The 23,849-nt window shown below is 23.7% G+C and carries 13 protein-coding genes; 3 read left to right on the top strand and 10 right to left on the bottom strand.

Going from position 1 to position 23,849, the window contains the following annotated elements:
* Nucleotides 1–10: 10 nt before the first annotated feature.
* Together MCAV_RS03085 and MCAV_RS03080 are read right to left on the bottom strand one after the other, a co-directional pair.
* Nucleotides 11–4,036, bottom strand: a complete 4,026-nt coding sequence (locus tag MCAV_RS03085) for a DUF3713 domain-containing protein (protein ID WP_391591662.1) — start codon at nucleotides 4,034–4,036, stop codon at nucleotides 11–13.
* A 54-nt stretch (nucleotides 4,037–4,090) separates the two neighbouring features.
* Nucleotides 4,091–8,053 carry a DUF3713 domain-containing protein gene (locus MCAV_RS03080; RefSeq protein ID WP_391591661.1) on the bottom strand — a complete coding sequence of 1,321 codons (3,963 nt, stop codon included), beginning with the start codon at nucleotides 8,051–8,053 and terminating at the stop codon, nucleotides 4,091–4,093.
* A gap of 661 nt (nucleotides 8,054–8,714) precedes the next feature.
* On the opposite strand from MCAV_RS03080, the gene MCAV_RS03075 reads away from it, so the two are divergent.
* Nucleotides 8,715–9,278: a hypothetical protein gene (locus MCAV_RS03075; RefSeq protein WP_391591660.1), complete on the top strand. Its 564-nt coding sequence runs from the start codon at nucleotides 8,715–8,717 to the stop codon at nucleotides 9,276–9,278.
* Between the two features lie 104 nt (nucleotides 9,279–9,382).
* Here the strand turns inward: MCAV_RS03075 and MCAV_RS03070 are convergent, their stop codons facing one another.
* From MCAV_RS03070 to MCAV_RS03055, 4 genes are all read right to left on the bottom strand, one after another.
* A complete protein-coding gene (locus tag MCAV_RS03070; RefSeq protein WP_391591659.1) occupies nucleotides 9,383–10,705 on the bottom strand; it encodes a dihydrolipoamide acetyltransferase family protein in 1,323 nt (440 codons plus the stop codon).
* Between the two features lie 97 nt (nucleotides 10,706–10,802).
* Complete coding sequence (gene obgE / locus MCAV_RS03065; RefSeq protein ID WP_391591658.1) at nucleotides 10,803–12,083, bottom strand: GTPase ObgE; 1,281 nt, start codon at nucleotides 12,081–12,083, stop codon at nucleotides 10,803–10,805.
* 3 nt (nucleotides 12,084–12,086) lie between these two features.
* Nucleotides 12,087–12,875, bottom strand: a complete 789-nt coding sequence (locus tag MCAV_RS03060; protein ID WP_391591657.1) for a hypothetical protein — start codon at nucleotides 12,873–12,875, stop codon at nucleotides 12,087–12,089.
* 16 nt (nucleotides 12,876–12,891) lie between these two features.
* Nucleotides 12,892–13,758: a phosphotransferase gene (locus MCAV_RS03055; RefSeq protein WP_391591656.1), complete on the bottom strand. Its 867-nt coding sequence runs from the start codon at nucleotides 13,756–13,758 to the stop codon at nucleotides 12,892–12,894.
* 194 nt (nucleotides 13,759–13,952) lie between these two features.
* Between MCAV_RS03055 and MCAV_RS03050 the strand changes: the two genes are divergently transcribed.
* Nucleotides 13,953–14,654: a uracil-DNA glycosylase gene (locus MCAV_RS03050; RefSeq protein ID WP_391591655.1), complete on the top strand. Its 702-nt coding sequence runs from the start codon at nucleotides 13,953–13,955 to the stop codon at nucleotides 14,652–14,654.
* 3 nt (nucleotides 14,655–14,657) lie between these two features.
* On the opposite strand, the gene MCAV_RS03045 is transcribed toward MCAV_RS03050, so the two are convergent.
* The 3 genes from MCAV_RS03045 to argS all read right to left on the bottom strand — a co-directional run bounded on the left by MCAV_RS03045 (nucleotide 14,658) and on the right by argS (nucleotide 20,306).
* Nucleotides 14,658–16,625 (bottom strand): MPN338 family protein, encoded by a 1,968-nt coding sequence (locus tag MCAV_RS03045; protein ID WP_391591654.1) that lies wholly within the window; start codon nucleotides 16,623–16,625, stop codon nucleotides 14,658–14,660.
* On the bottom strand, nucleotides 16,618–18,534 hold the full coding sequence (locus tag MCAV_RS03040) for an MPN338 family protein (protein ID WP_391591653.1): 1,917 nt from the start codon (nucleotides 18,532–18,534) through the stop codon (nucleotides 16,618–16,620). The genes MCAV_RS03045 and MCAV_RS03040 overlap by 8 nt, the downstream gene beginning before the upstream one ends.
* A 101-nt stretch (nucleotides 18,535–18,635) precedes the next feature.
* Nucleotides 18,636–20,306, bottom strand: coding sequence for an arginine--tRNA ligase (gene argS, locus MCAV_RS03035; RefSeq protein WP_391591652.1), 1,671 nt, complete (start codon nucleotides 20,304–20,306; stop codon nucleotides 18,636–18,638).
* A 203-nt stretch (nucleotides 20,307–20,509) separates the two neighbouring features.
* Between argS and MCAV_RS03030 the strand changes: the two genes are divergently transcribed.
* Complete coding sequence (locus tag MCAV_RS03030) at nucleotides 20,510–21,328, top strand: alpha/beta fold hydrolase (RefSeq protein ID WP_391591651.1); 819 nt, start codon at nucleotides 20,510–20,512, stop codon at nucleotides 21,326–21,328.
* A 31-nt stretch (nucleotides 21,329–21,359) separates the two neighbouring features.
* On the opposite strand, the gene MCAV_RS03025 is transcribed toward MCAV_RS03030, so the two are convergent.
* On the bottom strand, nucleotides 21,360–23,651 hold the full coding sequence (locus tag MCAV_RS03025; protein ID WP_391591650.1) for a hypothetical protein: 2,292 nt from the start codon (nucleotides 23,649–23,651) through the stop codon (nucleotides 21,360–21,362).
* Nucleotides 23,652–23,849 lie beyond the last annotated feature (198 nt).

Genomic DNA, 23,849 nt, shown 5'->3' with positions numbered 1-23,849 from the left:
ATTGATTTTCTTATTTTTTTTCAGCTTCTGATTTAGTAATTGATCATCTATTACCTAAATCATTTTTTAAGGCTTGATCATAAACAACAATTTTTTGAAAATCAGAACTATTTAAAAACTCAAAATTAGCTTCATTTTGAATATCAGCTATTTTAGCAACATCTAAAATGGTTTGTATTAGTACATCTGATGAAATGTTGTTTAAAAAACTTTTAAAGTTGGTTGCACTAATAACATCATTGTAATTAATTTGTTGAAAATAAGCAACATAGTTAGTAAAACTAGAACTAGTTTCAGGAATAGCATATTTATTAGTAGAATTTTCATTACCATTTTGAATTGATCCTGAAAATTGTTGAAATGCTGCACTAGTAATTGTTTCAGTATCAGTTGGAATATTAGTTTGTGGTGTTGTTGGTGTGGTGTTATAAATTCTTTGAACAGAAGTATTGAAAACTTGTTCACTTTCAGTTCTATAAGTATAACTATAACCATAAACAATATTTAATAAAGCATTAATTTTTTGTTGTAATGATAATCTAATTGTTGATGAATTAGCTACTGGACTTTTAATCTCATTGCGATTCACATTTTCAAAAGAAACATTAGGAAAATCTTTAGCTAATGAACTAGTAATTTCATTTAATTCACTATATGTTTTTACTGCTTTAATTGTATTAACTAAATTGTTTAAACTACCTCATTTATACAATTTTCCTACTTTATTACCACTACTATCATTAGATTCAAAATTAACAAACAATAATGGTCCAACAGTAGCATTAGTTTTAGTTGTAGCATCATCAATTTTAACTAAACCTTTAAAACCAACTACTTCTTGTTTTGTTGCTGTTGTTGTTGTTTTATTCATACCATTTTGATTAATTTTAATATTAGCAAAACTTCAATTATTAGTTGCCGTATTAAAATTCATAATTGGTTGGAATTTTTTATCAGCAATATATGGTGTTTCTAAAATATTAGAAGGATTAGTTGAAAATTTATAATCATTATTGTTTGTTGCTGAAAAGGGACTAGCACCAAAAGTAGCATTTAATGATCCGTTTTTATTGTTTTGGTTTTCTCAAACAAAACCAGCAACATTATTAACACCAATATAATTTGCTAAATAATTTCTAAAGTTAGCAAAATCATCTTTAATTAATCAGTATAAAGTTAAGAAATATTGATATTCATTTAAAAGATCAGTTCCTAATAAATCATAACCTTTTGCTGAATTAACATAATATTTTTGATATCAAATATTTTTTAATAATTTATTAAATTCTTCTAAATTTGAACTACCACTTGTTTTATAACCACCAAAAATATGTTTAACAGATTCATTAATAAAATCTGATCCAACTTTTTTTAAATAAAAATGTTTTTGAATTGCACTTTCAAGTGTTTCTGTATAAATTCAAGAACTAGGATTCTTTAATTTTGTCTTAGTAAATTGATTTTTAATAAAATCATAAAAAAAATCCGTTCCTTTTTTAGCATATTGTTGCTGTTGAATTAAAATACTAAAACCATTTTGTTGATCAGCAGCAATTTTTGTTGCTTCCATTAATTCTTGATCAATATTAGAAATCAATAATCGATTTTTTTCAATTGTTAAATCTTCAGCAAAATGTAAACTAGAAGAAACTTTTTGAGCAGCTTCACTATCATATTTAAAATTAAAGTCAAATTTTTTTTGATTGAAGTAAGCATCCAATTGCACTTTATAAGCATTATATGTTGCTTGAATTTTACCAGGTAAGAAATATTTTTGATAAACATTATCACCCATTGGACAAGTACACTTATCTTGTGATAACATGCAACAATCTTTTAAATAAAAGTTTTCTAATTCATGATAACCACCATTATTATCATTATTAGCATAATTATTATTTTGTGGCGATGAAACAACTTGTGCATTTTTAACTGGATTTTTTGATTGGTTTAATTGTTCAAAATTAATTGGATCTTTATTATAATCAGCACTAATTTTATAAGGTAATCTACTTGCAAGACCATTGTTTAAATTAGCAACATAATTATTATTTTGTTGATTAGTATTACCAGTAGTACCAGTATCATTTTGATATGGTTGAGTAGTAATAAAACCACTATAACTTGCTGTTAATTTTTGGCGTAAACTGAAAAGTTTGTTTTCAAAAAAAGTTGCATTTAAAAAATCAGATGCTTTTTTTAGTAATTCAACAATATCAGGATCAGAACTTGGTTTATTTTTTCCAGTAGTTACTTCATCATTTTTTCAAAAAGGATTATAAGTACCATAAAACAATAAATTCTTATCATTTGTAACTAATTGACCATTAAATGCATTAGTATTATTAATTGATGGAGTTGGTGTGATATTAGTTTGGTTTGATTTTTTTAGTGTTGCTTCAATTTTGTCAGTACTTTTATTTGTATCAGTAAAATTTTTGATTAAGTAACGTAACATAATTGCATCAAAATTATTTTGCAAATATGTTTTTAATGTTGAAAATAAATCATATTTTTTAATTGAATCAATAGCAGAATTATTTTTAAACTGCATGCTATTAAACAAAATAAGTTGTTTAATAAATTCAGCATCAGTCTTAATATTTTTAATTCCATCAATTGTTAAAGCATGTGCACCATTAATATCTTTATATAATATTCAACATTCATGATTCATTTGCGAACCACCAGAAGTATTTTTTTCAATAATTTGAACTAAATCTTTAACTTCATTAACTTCATGATATTTTATATTAGAATTAGAAGAATTAGTACTTGTATCTTGTTTAAAAAGCACATTTCCAGCAATACTAATCGACTTATTATTTTGATTATTATGCGCTTGAGTGTGCATCATTTGCATATTTTGTTTTGATGATGATAAGAAATTTTTTAGTAAATTATCTGAATCAATTTTATCGCTTTCTAATGCATTAACTAAATTAGCAAGACCAGTATTATAGTTATAAACTTGCAAAATTGCAGCATTACGTTGTGATGTGTTGCTTTGTGATCCTAAATTAGTTAAACTAATAATTTTATAAGTTTCTTCAGGTGTGTCTGAAAAGTTTCTCACGTTTTCAGGAATCACACCATTACAAGTATTAGTTTTTAAATTAGTAGCAAAGTTTTTAAATTTAGTTGCAGTGTTATTAGCATTATTAGAAACATTATCAAATGCTGGGAAATTATAGTTCGCTGCATTTGGTAATGTTATTCCTTTTTGTGATAATTGATCTTTATCATAAATTGATTCTAAAATTGATGCACCACTATTCAATTTCAAATCAGCAGCAGCATATTTTCAAGAAACAGTAACTACAGGAACTGGTCGTTCATACTCAAATCAATCATTAAATAAGAAATCTTGAAAATTAGCAAAAACTTTAGCAACTGAATCAGTTAATTTATCATTTTTGAATTTTAATTTACTTCAATTTTGACTCTGGCTTAATTGAGTGTTGTCAACAAAATCATTACCATCATAATTTAAGTAATTAGTACTTAAAAGACTATTAATAAAATTCGTGCGTAATTTTTCAATTGCCTTAAATTTTTTATATCGAATTAAATTACCACCAAAAGCATCTAAACTTGTTTGTCGTGATTCAACTATTTTTTCAGGATCTTTGGAATTTTCAATTAGTTTTTCAGTTTTATCTCATTCACTATTAACTTCATTAACAACAGTATTAAATTGGTTTAATAAATTATTAGCAACAAATGATGCTTGACTATCAGCTTGATTTAAAAATACTAATGAGTTATAAAAGTTATAAATTAATAAGTCATTAAAACTTTTTACAAAAACTTTATTTCCAGTAACAGTTGCAATAAAATCTTTTGTTGCATCTTTTAATTTATAATCTTTACCATCGATTTTTGCTAAAGTTTCATTATCCAATTTAGTTACTTTAGAAGCAGTATTATTATCAATATTTTGTTGGGATATTGTTGAACAAGATGATAATAAAAGTACAAAAGCGACAAAGAATAAACCGTTTTTTGAAATTCTTTTTTTAAAAAAATTTGGCATATCAGAAAAAAGATAAATTTAATTTCAATAAACTTATCTCAATATTATCTTTCTTTATTTGGGATTAGTAATGTATTTTTGAGCTAATGCTTTTAAAAATCGAGCATCATATACAGTAACAGGTTTAATTGTTGATTCAAAATCAGCACTAGCTAAATCTTGGAAAAATTTTTCACTAGCCAATTGTGCTAATCAATTAGCAAAAACATTATCACCTAAACTATTAGCAATTAAGTTTAAAAAGTTTTCTTTAGTTTCAAAGTCATTAGCGTTAACTTGAATGCTATAAATTAATTGATTAAACTGATTATTATTAGCGATTGGAAAAGCAAATTTATTATTAGTTTTATCTTTATTATTAGTAGATTCAAAAACATCATTTAGACGTTGGAACAATCCATCAGCGATGTTGGAATTAAAATCAGTGCCACTAGTTTTAGTTTCATATTTATTGTTAACTGAAACAAAATTATTAGTTGGATCAGTACCATAAAAATTTTTAAATTCTTCATAAGTAATAGCTGAAGTTACATTAGGGGCTTTATGATTATTGACTAAAGCTAATAAGGCATTTTTCTTTTCAAAGAAATTTAAAACATGAGTTGTTGGATTAGAATCATTAGTATCTTTTTTTAATTGAACAACAGTAGTTTTGATTGAACTAATATCAAAAGTATTTACTAAATTTTGCAACTTTTCAGCAGTTTTTGTAACATCTGATTCAGTATCAAAATTATTAATAAATTTAGTTAAATTAGCTCGACTACCAAAACTAAATAAAACACCATTTTTAGCACTATTAGTATAACTTTGAATGTTTTTTAGTGCATCAATAACTGTACTAGCACTATTAGGTGTTATTCAAGTTCGATTCGGATTTTCAATAATTAATCCTTCAAAACCACGATATGTTGTTTTTGCAGAACTAGTATTTGCTACATCACGTTTGGCTTTTGAACTAGTATTATTTGTGTTTTTTACTTCAGTGAAATTTAGTGAATTTGTATATTCTTTATTATAAAAATTAAAATCTGCTTTTGTATTAACAAACGGATTAATTAACTTGTTTTGATAATTTAATTTAACATTGCTAAATTTTTCAGTAGCAGCAGATGTTGTATTTAAATTAGTATTATCATTTTTATCAACATCAACAATTCAAGCAAAAGCAGCATTAGTTTGTGCTGAAAAAGCACTTTTTAAATATAAGCGTAAATTTTCAAAACGATCTTTAGTTAAATATTCTAAAGTTTGTAAGTATTTGAAATAATCATTATTATTAGTAGAATATGGTGAATAACCATTTTTAGTTTCATAATAAAATTTGCGATCAAATAAATTTTTTTGTTTGCTATTAAAGTTGCTAGCAAATTGATTAATTGAAACATTAGTTGAATTACTTGCTGAACTTTGTGTACTAGTTGTTTTTGTTGCTTGACTTTGAGAAAACTGAAAACCACCATAAATTAGTGGGTTTTCACTTGATAAATAACTTTTAGCAAAAAAAGTATTATTAATTGCATTATTAAGTGGTATTTTATTAGTAGTAGATGATTGATTATCTGGATTTAATTGTGTTCTATTTGAACTTACTGAATTTAAATTATTACTTAATTTACTATCTTGGTTTAATGAATAATTACTATGATCAATCCAATTTTTTAAATAGTCATTTAAATTATAATTAGTTGTTATAATCGATGCAATATTACTATCATTACTTAAATAACTATTTAATGCACTATTAAAAACATCAACATTACTTAAAATAATTTGGGTTCCACTAGGGTTTTCTAAATTTTGTGATGGTCTTAGATTAAGTTTAGTAATTAAACTTTTAATAGCATCATCATGCTCTTTTTTAAGTTTTTTTAAATTATTTTTAGTAGTGTTTGAATAATCAAAAATATCACTAAAAGAACTATATTTATCATTATTATAAATTGGTGCTAAAGTTTGATATCAACCAGTATTAGTATTAATAGTTGAACTACTACTAAAATCAGCATCAATTGGATATGGTAATACTGATGCTAAACCATTTTCTTTATTAGATACTAAATCTGTAGTACTACCATTGGTTTTTTGCTCAGGTTCTAAATTGAATTTTAAATATTCAGATTGCAATTTAGTGCCCATGTTATTTAAAATCGTTAGAAACGGTGTTGCTAGTTCGATTTTAACTAATGCGTCTAAAGCCTTTTTTAAATCTTCAGATGCTGATGGATTACTAATTTTATCAAGTTTACCATCAACTCTTAGTGAACCTAATAATTGATCTGATGGATCTTGTACACCATGAAAAATTGAATTTGGATCATTTTTATGAGTTTGATAATAATCATAAATAACTGCATCAAAATTATCAACAATAAATTTATTAGCATCAGCAAACGGTTCAGTATTAATTAGTTGTTTGTCTTGAATGTTTAATCTACTAGCAGAAATTTTTTCTAAAATTTTAAAATTATAAAATTGATAACTACGTTTTAGTGCGTCTTGAGTTTTATCAGGTTCACTATTAGTAGTTGAACTTGAACCATTTGGCCCATGTTTAATGTATTGATATCCATCAATTGCAATCGCATGAACTCCAGCCATATTACGTAAAAATAATCAGGGAGTATTTTCGACATCACGTTGATCTAAAACAAAATTATTTTCACTACCACTACTACCTTTATAATTTGATGAACTGAAAATTTCAGGATTAATTTCAATTCCTGAGTATTGGTTTGTAGTTGCATCTGTTTTTTTAGCAAGAAATAAACTAATTAAGTCTTTTTGTTTTAGATCATCTTTACTGATTTTATTAACGTTTGCTACTGAATTAGTTTTATCATTCCAATCCTTACCACCTGTTGCTTGTAAAAACTTATGAACAACCCCAGCAGCAAACTGTGGGAATAATTTATCAAAAATGTCATTTAAGTTAGCAGTAATACTTGTTCCATTATCATCAGTATATGCTAAAGGAATATTAAAATCTGGTTTTGAAGCACTAGTTGGTGTTAATTGGTCCAGATTTTTTGTAAACTGTTCAAACTTAACAACAGCATTATTAGTTGCTAAATTATTGTTAGCATCAGGTTTTTGACCATAATAAGGAAATTTATAATTCGCTTTAGTTGGAAAATGATTTTCTAATTTTGCTTCATTATAAACTTGTAATAATTGACTTTTAGTAGCTTTATCATCATATTTTCACAACGACATGACAACATTAACTGGTTTAGCAGTCTCTTGCCACTTACTATAAGCATAATTAGCAAAACTTGCTATTCCAATAGCAATGTTTTTATTATCAGCATTATGTTCAGATTGGTCTAAAAGAGGATAAAAACCAATTTTTGACCAATTAGTTGAAGTATATAAATCATCTTTAGTGAATTGATCACTATCATTTTCACTTAAATAAGATTTTTGATCATATTTTAATTTATTGTCAGCTTCAAAAGTAGCATTTTTCTTTAAACTAAAACTATCAATATTTAAAGTAGCAAACCTAGTTCTAAATGATTCATAAAAACTATCTAGTAACTTATCATTTAAATATGTTTGAGAGTTTCCACCACTAGCATCTAAAATTTCTCTTTGAGAAAAAGCACTAGCGCTACCAATATCTCCGCCTTGACTACTTAATTGTTTAGCTAACTGATCGCGTAATCTTTTTTTAGTATCTTGATATAGTTTGGGAACATCTGTTAGGATACTAATTGATTTTTTAGGATCAATTTTTGATTGTTTTTCAAACCAATTAGTAATTAATTGTTGAACAAATTTGTGTAAAATCGTTTTACTAGCATCAGTTTTAGTTAAAACATTTTCAGTAAATTGTGATATTGAATATTTACTATCACTACTGAATTTACTACGATCACCAACATTAATTAAGGCATTTGATTTACTACCAACCTGAACGCCACTACAAGCTGATAATATTATTCCAGATATTGAAATAAAACTTAAAAGTCCTAAGTAATACTTGGACGACTTTTTAAACAAATATCGTTTCATTGTTAATAAATATTAATTAAATTAAATTTTCAGCAATCGAACTTAATAATTCAATCCTACCTAACTTTAGTGTAAATTAAAACAAAAAATCTCTGCAATTAATTGATTCTGGATTAATTAAAAAATTTTTTATTGCAAAATAAAAACGAAAATTTATTAATAAAAGGATGTATTTTCAATTGTCTTAACAATTAAAAAGTAATTTTATCGCTACATGACTATAGATATAAGATTCTTGAACAAATATAAACATTTCTATCAATACGCTAATTTGATTCAAGACGAATTGAATCTATTAAGAACTACATTAGATTTTACTTTACTTTTAATAATATTTTTAAAAAAATTTTAATTAAGAGGTAGAATTATGTGTTTTTTATTTTAAAAACTAGTTTGATTCTATATAATCAATTGTATTAAAATTAGTTAAAAGACGAATTATTATTACTTTGCTTATTATTTTAAAATAAATCAGTATAGAATACTATTTTTTTTATTTTAATATTAATATTTGATTTTTAATTATTTTGTAAGTAGTTTGTATCTAAAAAAACAAAGTTTAATATTAATTATTTTTAATTTATAATTTTTAGAATTATAAATTTTAAAAAAAGAATTAATTAATTTTTTAGATGCAAATTTATTAATTAGTGGAGATTTGATGAAATTAAATTCATTGTTAAAAAAATGAATTATTGCAAGTTGTGTTTTTAATCTTAGTTCATTTTTTTTTATTATTACTTTATTAATAATAATTTTCTTCTATCAGTTTGGGGTTTTATTACCTAATAACTATCAAGTTCTTAGTGCTAATGGTCAAAATATTAGTACTGATGATAATAACAATACAATTGCTGCTGGTTTTGGTTATGGATATATTAGTGCCAATGGTTTTGCTGCTTTTTTTGGTGCACCATTAGGTAATGGAACTTATTGACAATTAGTTTTAGGTTTTTATCCACTAACAATTGTTTTTGTGGTGCTTAATTTTATTGTTAGTGTTGTTTTAATTTATTTAGGTTATAAATCAAAAAACACTTTTGTTTTAAATATTGGTATTAGTGCCATGTTCTTTCCATTAATTGGTTTTTTAGTTAGTCATTTTTACTTAAAGAAATTTGGTGAAAAAATCCAAATTAGAAAACTGAAAACTGATAAAAAAAGTGCTAAAAAATCTTTATTGAAAGAAATTGAACAATCAATTAATCAAAAGGCTAATGCTTAAATTAAATTATTTTTAATATTATTTCATCTTTAACAATAAAAAATACTCCTTACTTGTTGATTAATTAATAAGGAGTATTTTTATTATTTTGTTTGGTGATTAGTTTAGAAAACCGCTAATAAAAAAGGGTTTTCTAAATAATTTTTAATTCTTGTTGCAAAATTAGCAATTGTTGCTCCATCAACAAAACGATGATCTGCACCTACAGTTAAATAAATGTAATAGTGTTCTTTTTGATCATGTCCAAAACGATGAAACACTGAACCAACTGCTAAAATGGCAATTTCTGGAAATTTAACAATCGGAACTCCAAAAATAGCATGATAACAACTATAATCAGTAATAGTAAAATGACCATTAACCATACTATCTTCACTTAATTGTTGATTTTGCGCTTGGATTTTGAATTGTTCAATTTTTTGATTTAATTGATAAACTGATAGGGTTTGTGCGTTTTTAATATTAGGTACAATTAAACCATTAGGACTTTCAACAGCAATGCCTAAATTTAGTGTTTCAGGATAAACTAATTCTTGAGTTTTAGAATCATATGTGCTAGTAAAGATCGGAAAATCTAATAAAGCTAATGATGTTGCTTTTGCAACAAAAGCTAAATTATTTAATTCAATTCCTGTTCTCATTTTGACAATTTTTTGATGTTTAGCAATTAATGCTAATAAATTAGTCACATCTACTTCAACTACTTGAGTGACATAAGCGACATTTTCTCAAGAATTTTTTCAGTTTAAACCATTTGCTATTTGAACTGAAGTTACTTTTTGACGTTCTTTAGTCATTTGTCTAGTGCGACTGAATGTTTTATTAAGTGTCACTAATGGTTCAGATTTTATAATTTGTTTTGATGCAACTGTTTCAGTTATAACTGGTTTTTCAATAACTAGTTCACTTCGTTTCAAATCAGCTACTATAATGCGATTTTGAGGACCAGTTCCTTTAATATTAGTTAAATCAATTGCTTCAGCTAAAGCAATTTTTCTAGCAAGTGATGAAATTTTAATTTGACTAAAATCAGAAGTTAGTGCTTGTTGACTAACATTAGTTGCTAAATCACTTGCAGTAGTATTAGTTTCTTGTGTAATTGTCATTATTTTCTGTTGTTGAACAGATTGTGATTTAAGTTGTTCACTAGAAGTTTTTGCTTCTATTGCTTGATCATCAGTTTGAGAATTTGATCCATCATCAATAATAAAAGCAACTTCACCAACATGAATTGTTTGATCAACAGTAATTTTAATTTCATGAATTTTACCACTAATTGGTGCAGTAATTTCTGAAGTTACTTTATCAGTTTCAACTTCAAATAAAGGCTCACCATCTTTAACTGTATCACCGACTTTTACAAGAATTTTAGTTACTTTTCCTTCATGTAAACCTTCACCGATGTCAGCAAATTTAAAATAATACATTTGTTATTTATTCTTTCCAACTTATCAACGATAATTTTTAATTTTATTAATTAATTGATTAATGATATTTAACATTAGATAATTATAAATGATTAAACTAATAATCATTATTAGTTAAAAAACTTCATGTTAAACCATAAGCAAAAATTTGATCATTTTTTTTAGCACCTAATGCTAATAATTTAGTTTCAATTTGATATTTAGCTAATTTTTGTTTTAAACGTAAGCGATTATCAATTGTGTTTTGGGGAATTTTATGAATTCAATAGGCAATATGAGGGTGTTGAATTGATCATCCTGATTCATTTTTGATAATTTTTAAATCAATTTTTTCTTCTTGTTTGCTAATTGTATTATTAATTTCTAAAACTTTTTGCTCAATTTGTTGTTGTAATTGTTTAAAAGTTTGAAACACACAATCTAATAATGATTGAAAATTAGTTTGCTTTTCACTACTAATTAAAAAAACATTTTTTTTACTAAGAGTGATTAGTTGTTCATACTGTTTTTGATCAAAACCTAAATCAATTTTATTAATTGCAATAATTGTTGGTTTATTAGCTAATAAAGAAGAGTATTGAGCAATTTCCTTACTAATGATTTGATAACTAGTTACTAAATCTAATTCATTATCAGTCGCAATTAAATGAATTAATATTTTACAACGGTTTAAGTGTTTGAGAAAATCATGACCTAAACCACAACCTTGTGCAGCATTTTCAATTAAACCAGGAATATCAGCAAAAACTAATTTTTCTTGATGATGTTCAACTAATCCTAATACTGGTTCTAATGTTGTAAAAGGATAAGCAGCAATTTTTGGTTTAGCATTTGAAATTTGTGATAAAAAAGTTGATTTACCTGCATTTGGAAAACCAAATAAACCAACATCAGCAATTGATTGAATTTCTAATTTAACATTTAAAGTTTCACCTAAATCACCACGTTCATATAATGATGGTGCTTGATTAGTAGCTGATTTAAAATAAAAATTACCCCTACCACCTTTACCACCTTGACATAATTTTTGTGATTGTTGGTGAAAAACAATATCACAAATTTTTTCATTAGTTGCTAAATCAATAACAACTGTACCACAAGGCACTTTAATAATTTTATTTGCTCCATTAGCACCATGTTGAATTTTAGTTGCACCATTAACACCATTATCAGCTTTAATAGTTTTCAGATGACGTAAATGAAACAAATTATTTAAATTTTGATCACCAACAATCACAATATCTCCACCATTACCACCATTACCCCCAAAAGGTCCACCTTGTGGATAATGTGCTTCTCTTCTTCATGCTAAAGCACCATTACCCCCATTACCAGCTTGTAGTTTTAAAATGCAAACATCAATAAATTGCTGATTCATAAACTATTTTCTTAATTTAATAAAATTAGATCATTTTTTCTGATGTTGCAAATTGGTTTTTTGATCAATTTTTTCTTCTTCTAATTCGGCTTTAAATTCTTCTAAATTATTTAAATAAACTACTTCATTTAAATTACGGTTTAAATAATTAAATAGAAGAAACGGTAGTTTAAAACCAAAATAAATTGCTAATAAAATAATTATGATGCGAATGATAATGACATATCATACTAAATTCGAACCATTAGCAAATCCAGGAAATGCACCTGAATAAAATCAAATTAGACCAACAAATCAAAAAGCAACTAAAAAAACATAACTATCAGTTTTTAGAATTGGTTCTTTTAAGAAGATTTTGCAAATGAAATGATACATTCCTAATAAAGTTAAATAAATAAACAGAAAAGTTAAAAAAATTAATAATGGTAAAACTTGAACTGTGGCAAAAGGATAAAAAAAGGTTGCTAAAAGATCAGTTTTTTGAACTTGATTATTAATTGTTAAAACATTATTGATATAGTACTGATTTTGATAGTTAGAAAAATTGTTTGTGAAATATTCATGATATTGTTTTGGTAAATTAGCAACTCATGAAAAATAATTATTACTAAAACTACTTTTATTAACAGGAAAAGTTAAGTAGGGGGTATTTTGCTGTTTAGCAATAATTCAATTAGTATTTAATAAATTAATTTCACCAAAACAAAGATAAAAAACAATAATTGGAACAATAACAAATATTGTTAATCAAATTCATAATACTAAAGGATTGCTCTTAATTTTTAATTTCATAATTAACTTTATTAATTTAAACAAAAGTTTTAAATTTAGGTTTAAAAATAACTGAATTATTTTTTTTCTTTGATTTATAAAACTTTTGATAATACTTTTCTAATAATTTTAAAGATTTTGCTAAATAAGCATTAATACCTGAAGTTGGTTCCATACTCATTGATCATTGACATGCAAAACAAGTTACAATAAAAATATGGTCTCTAAGAATTTTTCATTCTAGTTTGGCAAAATTAGCTAATCAAGTTGCTAGTTCTAAATCTAAATCACAATCACGTACAAAATTAGCATAATCCCAATAATAGTTATTAATTCTACCTCATTCATAATCAATAATGGTAATATCTTTAGTTGTTTCATTATAGATTAGATTTAATAAACTTAAATCATTGTGTGATAAACATTTTGGTAAATTTTCATACAACTTAACTAATTCTAAATATTTTTGATAATATTTTGGATCTAAACGTTGATCGATAAATTTTTCAAAAATATAATTATCATGAGTTCTAATTTTTTTTGCAGCATTAACACTAATGTCTGCTTGATGAATGATTTCAACTTTTTCTACTAGTTTTTTTAAAAAATTAATGTCTAAATCACTAGTTATTGGATTACGACCTTCAATTCATTTGCGAATACTATTACCAGTTTTAAGATCATAATACAAATAAGTATGATCATTAATAATTTTTAAAATCGCTTTTTCATTATCGCGAAAAATAATATCATTGTTTAAACCAAAACGAACTTGAAAATTTTTGTTATTTTTCGTTTTAAGACGATAAATTTCATTACTAAATCCTAATTTAATTTGTTCACATTCAACAATATCATCTAATTGATATTTTGTGTTACTAACAAAAAAATTTTTTGGATCCATTATTTTTTCCTCTTTTTTTGATTAAATGTTAATTGGTTAAATTGATTAATTAACTTAAAATAATAAATTATAAATAAATTTTAAACTTAATAATTAAAAACTAATAATTAATTACAATGATTAAGAGAATTAGTTAATGATTCCATAAATTTATTGATTAAAATTAATTTAACAATTATCAAATAGGTTAAGTAATGAACAATCATGATCAAATTATTCAAATAATTACTACTAGAATTAACAAATTAAGTGATGGTTGAAAAAGTTTTTTTAATCAAATTATTACAACAAGATGATGAATTAAACTGATCAATAATTTAAGTCAAGCTTATAGTAAAGAAAATGTTAGTCCAGAAATCACTAATTTGTTTTTAGCTTTTGAATTAACACCAATTGAAACAATGAAAGTAATGATTTTAGGACAAGATCCTTATCCTACACCAAAAACAGCAATTGGTTTAGCATTTGCAATTAATTCTTCTTCTACTGTTCCTGGATCATTAAAAAATATTATTAAAAAATTAAGTCAAGAATATAAAAGAGAAATGATTTCATGACTTGATTTGAAAAAATGAGCTGTTCAAGGTGTTTTTTTAATTAATACAGCATTATCAGTAATTACTAATCGACCTAATAGTCATAGTTATTTATGAGCTGAATTTAGTAATCATTTAATGCAATTTTGCGCACAATATCATCCTAATTTAATTTATGTTGGTTGGGGCAATTTTGCACAAAAAATGATTTTAACTAATTGTTTTAATGCTAAATATAAAATTTTCTGTTCTCACCCTTCACCATTATCAGCACAAATTTCTTTTTTTAAAACCCCAATTTTTAAAGCGATTAATTTAATTTTACAAAAACTAAATCAAACCCCAATTATTTGGTGATAAAAATTAAACAATTGATCCTTTTTTGTTTTTGACATATTTTTTGTTGCGAAAAAAACGAATTAAGTATCAACTTAATAGACCAACTAAAATACAAGCTAAAATTGCTGAAAAAGCAATTGTGATAATATTAGCAGTTGGTAAATTAACATCTTGACCAACAGATAATATAGTATAAATCATGCCAAAAAAATTATTAAAACCAATTAATGCTGCTATAGTGAAAGCAAAAATTAAAATGCTTCGTTCAATATCTTTTTTATAAATATGATCTTTTTCATTAATTCTTTCAATTAATAATTGAATCGAAGTTTTTAAATTATTAATTTCATCAATTTTATAAACAATATGCTTAATTTGACTAATGCCATAAAATTCATCTTGTCAGTCAAAAATTAAGTTTTCTAAAGTATTAATTTTTTCTTGATATAACAAACTATTTTTTTTAGGATTTAGATCATTATCAAAATCAAATTCAATGTCCTTACGAATTCAGTTAATTGATTGGGCATAAATTTGAGCTCAAAAATAATCATGATAAACATGAACTTTTTCGTTTTTTAAAATCAACATCGTTTTTTCATTAAGATATGTTGCAAAATTATAATTTAGTTCACAATTAGTTTTTTGGACTTTTTCATAAAATAATGGCATGTTTTTAGAAGTGAATTTATTAGTTGCAAGCACATTTAATAGTTGACCATATTCAATAAAATGACCAGAATCTTCATCCATTCCAAATAATTCAGGTGATATTGTCATTAAATAGAACAATTTCATTTTGTCATTTTCTTTAAAAAAACTATCAGCAGAAATTAAGATTTTATTTTGATCATCCAAAAATTCATAAACTGGTAAAGGAAAACCAAAAGATTCATAACCTTTTTTAGCATTTGCTCAAGCAGCAATTTCAATTAATTCTTCAGTTGTTTTAACTTTTTGAATGTCAATCTTACTTTTTTGACTGAAATAATTTTGTACTAAAAATTTTGATAAAGATAAAAAATCAGATTCAGGATTAGGATCAGATTGTTCTTCAAAAATTTCTGGTTTGTTTAATAAGCCTAAAATAATTTCAGGACTTTCACTAGTAAAATAAATTCTTAATTCTTCATATAATGACAAAATAACAAATGTTGTTGTCATAATTGCAAAAAATAAATCATCATGAAAATGTTTTTTTACTGTTTCATCAACATTAATATAATTTAAGTATTTTTTATCAATTAAATCAATTCAACAATTTTTAATATCATTAACAGTAATGTTGACAAATTGCAATCGATTAGTTTTTGATTTTTTATTAATTTTAGTTTTTTCAGGACAATAATTTTTAATTAATTCAAAAATATTATCTAATGACATTGGATATAATTGTTTGAGAATAAAATTGCGAATCAATGTTCTTAAATAAATTTTTTGAACTGAATCAGCAAAACTAATGTTTTCATGCGTTTCATAGTTTAGTGAAAACCCACCAGATAAAATTTCATTATCTTCATCTAAATAAAATGATAATTGAATTTGTTGAATGTATTTATGTAAATAAGATTGATTATCAATATCAATAAAAAAATTGTAACGTCGTTCAATTTGACTAAATTCGTCTTGATTACTGCCTTCTTGATTATAATTGTGCATATAATCAATATAAATTGGATTATTATTTAAATTTGATTGGGCTTTGAAAAACTTAAATTTAGAACCATTAGTTTTAGCAATAATTTTTTTTAAAGTTAAATTTAACATTAATTTAATTTTTTCAGCTTTAGTTAAATTATCTAATGAATTTAATTCTTCAATATCTTCTTCTTTTAAATTTTTCATTAAAACTGGTAAAACTTTTTGGGTAAAAGTTTTATTAGGATGATTGTTTAAACTAATGAAAAATTTATCATTAATATCAGAAATATAAAAAGGAAAAATTTCTTTTAGTTTTAATCGTTTAATTGTAGTGTTTTCAAAATTATCCATTTTTTTTATTCTTTCAAATTAAAATTTTTTTTCTTCAATAAAATTTGTATCAAATTATAAAGAAGGTGATAATTAAAACTAATGATAAGATCGAGCCGATAATAATAAAAATTAAACCATCAACTGATAATTCGTTCGCTTTTGCCTGACTGACTGGTAAAATTGAATAAATTGTGGTAAAAAAATCTAATAAACCAAAAATTGCTGCAGTAATTAAAGCAAAATGAGAAGTATTGCGTTCTTTACTTTTGCCATAACTATGATCCTTACGATTAACACGATTAATTAATAAATTTAAATATTTTTCAAAATTATTATTAGCAACATAACGTTTAACTAATTTTCTAATTTCTTTCATATTATAAAAATCATCATTTCAGTCAAATTTAAGCTTATTGAGTTCATATAAAATCGTTCTTAATTTACTAGGATCTTGATTATAAATTTGATTGTATTGCTCTTCAAAAACTGTTAATTTTCAAAATCGTGCTTGAGTGTAAATCATTGCTCAAAAATAATTATTAAAAATCGTTAAGTTAACATCAACAACATCTAAACCTGATTGGGTGAATATGGTAGGATTTTCATTTTTAATAATTAATGTCACTAAATTTTTATTAACAAAACCAGCATAATCATAATTTCATTCACAAATGTTTTGTTCTACATAATCTGCTAAAGTTTCTTCAAATAAAATATCATCATTTAAATGGTTGATTTTTTCAATAAATTTTTCATAACTAATATTACGATCACTATCTTCATTTAAACCAAACAAACTTGGTGCCATAGTTAATAGAAAAAAAATTTTGAAATTATTATTATTTAAAAAAATATGTTGTTCTTCATCAATAAAACTTTGGGTTGATTTACGAGTAATTTCATATGATGGAACTGGAAGTAAAAAAGATTTATCTTCACTTTTAGTTCATGCAGTTTCAACAATACTTTCAATATCTTCTAAGTTTTTCACATCTTTAACATTAAAAGTACTTGAATAAAATTGCCTTATAATTTTAACAACAGCAATTCAATCTTTTTTAGGATTAATTTTATTATTTTCGTTTTTAATAATTAATGGTTGAAATTTATGTTTAGTAATTTTATTAATAATAGCAATCGGTCGTTTGTTTTGAAAAAATTTGCGCAAATCTTCATACATCATTAAATTAGCTGACAAAATAATTAGTAATGAAAAATATCACTTATGTGCTTGTTTAGTTTTGATCATTTGATCAAATTGGAGTGGATAACGTTGTTCTAACAATTTTAATCATTTAGCAAATAATGAAGGATATTTACCAGATTTTTTAGGTGTATCTTTTTCTTCAATTAATTCAATGATTTTATTAATTGAAATATTAACAATTTCTTTGCTAATAAAAGTATTGCAAACATCATTTAAAAAAATTTGATTAGTAATTTGATTAAAACTTTGTTCAATTTGACTAACTTCACCCCAGTTAACAGAAAAACCACCAGAAACCATTTGATTTTTTTCATCTAAATAAAATGATAATTGAATTTTTTGAGCATAATGATAAACATAACTAGTAGGATTAATTTTGATTTCAAAATTATATTGGCGGTTAAAGTTTTTATGACCAATAATTTTAAAATCATTAATTTTTTCATACTCAAAAATACACCAATTATTTTCAAAAAGAAAAATTGATGTATTTTGTTCTGCGATTTTACGACTAATTCTTAGTAAAGAATTATTAAGTAAGGTTTTAATTGCGTGCAAAATTTTAACGTTCAAGTTAAAATAAATTTGCTCACTATCTAATTCAACAGTAGTTTTATGATGAAAAAAACTAATATTGCGATTTTTTAATTTTTGTGTGTAATCAAAATAAAATTGATTGATGTTATCAATAAAGAATGTGTAAACATTTCTTAGCTTCAAGCCATTAATTAAATCGTTCCCAAAATAGTCACATCCTTATAAATTTTTTTATTGTTCTTTGATAAAAACACTAATTTATTAATTATAAATCTTTTAGTTTATTAAACTAATTTTTTATTTTCTTGATCAAATTGTTTTTCTAAAAAATCCATTCGATCATAATGTTGGATTCCTAAAATATTTAATCCATTATGAATAATTTGTTGGACAAGATAAATTAAATCTAATCGTTGTTTTTTTAATTGTAGATCATTTAAATTTAAAATCGGATTTTGATTATAAAAACTATGTAATAATTTTGCTAAATCATATAAGTAATTACAAATATGATATGGTTCAAAAGTTTGTCCTGCTTGAATGATTGTTGTTTCATAACAATATAATTGATTAATCATTTCACGTTCAATTGTCGTTGTTAGTAAATTAAACTTTTCTGGTTCAAACTGATAATTTGGCACTTTATGAATAATTTGTCAAATTCGTGCATAAGCATAAAGCACATAATATACTGGATTATTACTTGATTTTTGACCAACAATGTTTAAATTAATATCAATGTGAGAATTAATTGATTGACTTACTAAAAACCAACGTAATTCTGCTTGTCCTAGAAGACTGAAAATGTCTTTTAATAATAATGATTTACCAGAACGTTTGGACATTTTCACTTCTTGATTATCTTTAATTAAGCGTACTAATTGAGTAATTAAAAAAATTACATTTTGATCTTCATTAATCGCTTTTAAAAATGCTCGTATTCTTAAAACATGACCATGATGATCAGCACCTCAAACATTAATGAGTTGATATTTTGGACTAATTTTTTTAATTCGGTTTAATTTGTTTAAATGATATGCTAAATCTTTAGCATAATAAGTAATTGTTTGATCAGATTTAATTAAAACTTCATCTTTACTAATTCCCAAATATTTAGAACTAGCAAATCATGTTGCTTGATCTTTTTGATAAATATCATTTTGAAATTGTTGAAAAACAGCTTTAATTTCATGATTTTGATCCATCTTTTTTTCAGAAAAATAAGTTTCAATGGCAATGTTACATTGTGCTAAATCACGCTTAATTTGATCCATAAAAAAATTAATTGCAAAATCTTCTAGTAATTCAGGTTGTTGATTTAAATACTGATTTTGATATTGTTGATAAAACGCTTGAGCACATTCAATAATTTCAGCACCATGATAACTATTTTCATCTAATGATACTTTTTGATTTAATAATTGTAAATAACGATAATAAACTGATTTAATCAAATTTTTAATTTGATTACCACTATCATTAATTAAATATTCAGTTAATACAACATGTCCATTAACTCTTAATAAACGAACTAAAACATCACTATAAATACCATTACGCGCATGACCAACATGTAATAAACCAGTTGGATTAGCAGAAATTAGTTCAACTAAATATGCTAATGCTTTTTTTGGTTGAAAACCAAAATGATCTTTTTGAATTTGAACTGTTTTAGCAAAATGAACTAAATGATCTAAATTTAATGTGAAATTAATAAAACCTGGTTGAGCAAATGTTATTTTACTAAAAATTTGATGTTTACTTAAATCTTTAATTAATGTTGCAGCAATTTGTTCAACATCTTCTTTTGTTGATTGTGCAATAATCATAGCAACATTAGTACTAAAATCACCAAAGGCAATTTTTTTATTTTTTTCTAGTTTAATTACTTGATTTAATTGATAATGATTTTTATTAATTGCCTCATTAATCATTTGTTTAATAGTTTGAATCAAAACTTATTTTCTCTTTCTTTGTGATTTTAGTTATTAAATAATTAAAAAATTAATCTAATTTTTATTGCCTAAAATAAATTTTTAATTTGACATTATAATTAAATGTAAATAATTACTTTCTTAATTTATTGTTAGAATTAAATTAATTATTTTTTTTAAATTTTGTTAGAACAATTAATTTTAAATCAAGAAAAATTAAGTTAATGATAAAAAAAATTCAGATTTTTGATCATTTGATTCATTATTTTGAATATCATGCATTAAAACCTAAAGGAACAATTATTTTTTTGCATGGTTTTTCTAGTGATATGCAAATTCATTTGCCAGTTCAAGCTAAATTATTAGATTATGATTATTATTCTTTAGACTTTCCTGGTCATGGTTTAAATGTAGCTAAAAGTATTGCTGATTTTAGTATTCATGTTTATGCTAGAATTGTTGTTGAATTTATTAAGTTAAAAAAATTAACAAAAATTATTTTAATTGGTCATTCTATGGGTGGAGCAGTTAGTGCTTTAGTTTGCAATCAAATTAATTTAGATTTAATTGCAAAAGTAGTTATGATTGGTCCAGTTAATAAAACGATTCAAGCAATTGGCCCACAATTATATCCAGTTTTCTTTCCTAAATCATTTGATGATTTTGTAATAGCATCAAAAAATTTTGAATATGATTTTCATCGTGGTTTATCAAATCCAAAAACTGTTAAAGAAACTAAAAAATGAATTGAATTAATTAATGGCGATTCACTATATGCAATTGGTTTTAAAACTTTAGGACCAAGTTTAATGTTGACTGAAAATGTTGAAATTATTGAAATGGGAATTAAAAAAATTAAATGCCCGTTTTTATTAATTTATGGTGAATTTGATAAAGTTATTAATACAGCAGCAATCTGACCATATTATCAAAGTTTATTACCACAAGCACAAAAAGTTTGTTTAAAAGATAATGGTCATATTCCATGATCAATTGATTTTGATGCTTATTTAGTTGCATTAACTAATTTTCTTGATCAATAATGATTGTTAGTTTAATTGTAAAAAAATAAAATTATTTAATTTTAAAATGACTTTTAAAATGTTTTTGAATAATATCACTTCGAGATAAATTAGGTTTTTGTTGTTGAAATATTTTGATAATATTATTAAAATCTTTTCGTGAAATTGTTGAACCTTTAATACTTGGTTTTGGTAATAAAGTTTCAATTGGATTTCAAGTTTCAATTCATTTTTGTTCAACTTCTCATTTTGCTAAAATTGATGCAGCTGCTACTGATTTATGTTGTGTTTCAGCTTTTTCAACAAATTTAAAATAACTTGCTGGTTTTAATGGTTCAAATCAATAATCACTAATATCATCATAATGTTTTAATTTAATTGGATCGTATCTAAATATTTGATGAATTTGATTAATGTATTCTTGGAAATTTGCCCTAGTGGTAAATGCATCAATAATTTTTTCACTTTGATCAAATTTAATTCCTAATTCTTGATTTTGACCAACAATTTTATTTCGTAATTTTAATATAGCAATCGAATACAAATAAGTTAATAAAATGTCTTGATTGCGAAATAAATCATAATATTGATTATATTTTTCCATGCTTAATGGTGCAACGACATATGATTTTTTATCTAAAATTGTTGTTAGTTTTAGATAAGTTTCTTGAAAATTTTCTTTAGCAATTTTTTTAGAATCAGTAATTAATTTAGATTTTTTTAATTCATTTAAAGTACTTTTATCACAACAACAAACAGCAATAGTTAAATTAGTTGATCATTCTCCCTTCCCTGATTCATCACAACCTATATAGAAATGATTTAATTTTTCTTGCTCGTCTTTAATTTCTACTAATTGATTTTCGTTTTGATTCTTTTTTATTAATTCATTTTTAATTTTTGGTAATGAATTTTCAACCTTATTATTTTTTATTTCAACTGATGGTTTTTTTGTTTGATTTAAACTAAAATGGTAATATTTATCTGAAACTCAATTAGGAAATTTTTTGAATAATTGATTTAGATCAGATTGATTTTGATTGACATTTTCAATTATCATTTTATTATTGTTTTCATAAAAATTAATTTGAATTTTAGATTTATTAGAATCAATTAATTCAAATTGTTCTTGAATATTATTTTCTGGTATTGGTTTATAACTTAAGATTTCATAATTACTGTTTGTATAACAATCATTTTTTAAATGATAAATAATTTGATTAATTTCATCTTGAGAACTAAAAATCATTGTTAATTTTCAATTATTTGATTTTTGAGTTTCCTCAGTTTTTATTTTAACACCCTTTATTTCAGTAGATGGTTGTGCTGTTTGATTTGAATAATATCTTTCTGCAACTCAATTAGGAAATATTTTAAATAATTGATCTAAATTAAATTGATTTTGATTAATATTTTCAATCAGCATTTTATAATTGTTACAAAAATTAATATAAACATTATTTTTATTTCATTTAAATCTTTTTTGAATAAAACTTTTTGGTAGTGGTCCAAGATCTGAAATCTCTTTATTATTTTTTAAATGAGAAATGATTTGATTAACTTCATCTTGAGATTTAAAAATAATTTTTATATGTTTTATATTATTAAATTTTCTAACTTCTTCATTTTTTATTTCAGTAGATGGTTTTTCTATTTGATTTGAATAATATCTTTCTAATACTCAATTAGGAAATATTTTGAATAATTGATCTAAATTAAATTGATTTTGATTAATATTTTCAATTACCATTTTATGATTGTTACAAAAATTAATACAAATCTTATTTTTATTTCATTTAAAAATTTTTGGTACTGATCCAGAATATGAAATTTCTTTATTATTTTTTAAATGAGAAATAATTTGATTAACTTCATCTTGAGAATTGAAAATCATTGTTAATTTTCAATTATCTGATTTTTGAATTTCTTCAGTTTTTATATCTGCTAATTCATTTTCTTTTTGATCGTTTTTAGTTTCTACTATTACATTTTCTTTTGATTGAAAACAATATTTTTCAAAAAACCAATTAGGAAATATTTCAGATATTTTTTTTAAATCAGCTTCATTTAAAGTAATATTTTCAATTAATAAGTTATTATTTTGTTTAAAAAATTTAATACAAAATGATTTAAATTTAAATTGTTCTCTAATGCCTGAATTTGGTTTTAATTGAGAATTTAATACACCATTATCTTTTTGATTTTTAAGATAAGAAATGATTTTATTAATATCTTCTTGAGATTCTAAAGTCATTCTGATTGTTTTTGAATTAATAAAATTTTTTTCAAAAATATTAAAATTTTTTATTTTTTTGGATTCTTCATTTTTTGTTGAATTATTCATGAATACTTTCTAAAGGAAAATTAAAATTGATTTTTACCATAAAATTAAAAATAATTTTTAATTTTAGAATTATTAGACATGAAACATTAAATACATAATTCAAATTAACTGAATTATAAGATTGCTTATAAATATTAAAATTTTGTTTAGTATTTTTTAAAAAAAATAAAATACTAAAATTTAATTTAATAAAGTTAA

Origin of the sequence: [Mycoplasma] cavipharyngis (genome assembly GCF_042984175.1) — a bacterium.
Taxonomy (GTDB): Bacteria; Bacillota_I; Bacilli_A; order Mycoplasmatales; family Mycoplasmoidaceae; genus Mycoplasma_N; species Mycoplasma_N cavipharyngis.
The sequence above is the reverse complement of the archived record's forward strand: the minus strand, read 5'-3'. Positions and strand labels throughout refer to the sequence as shown.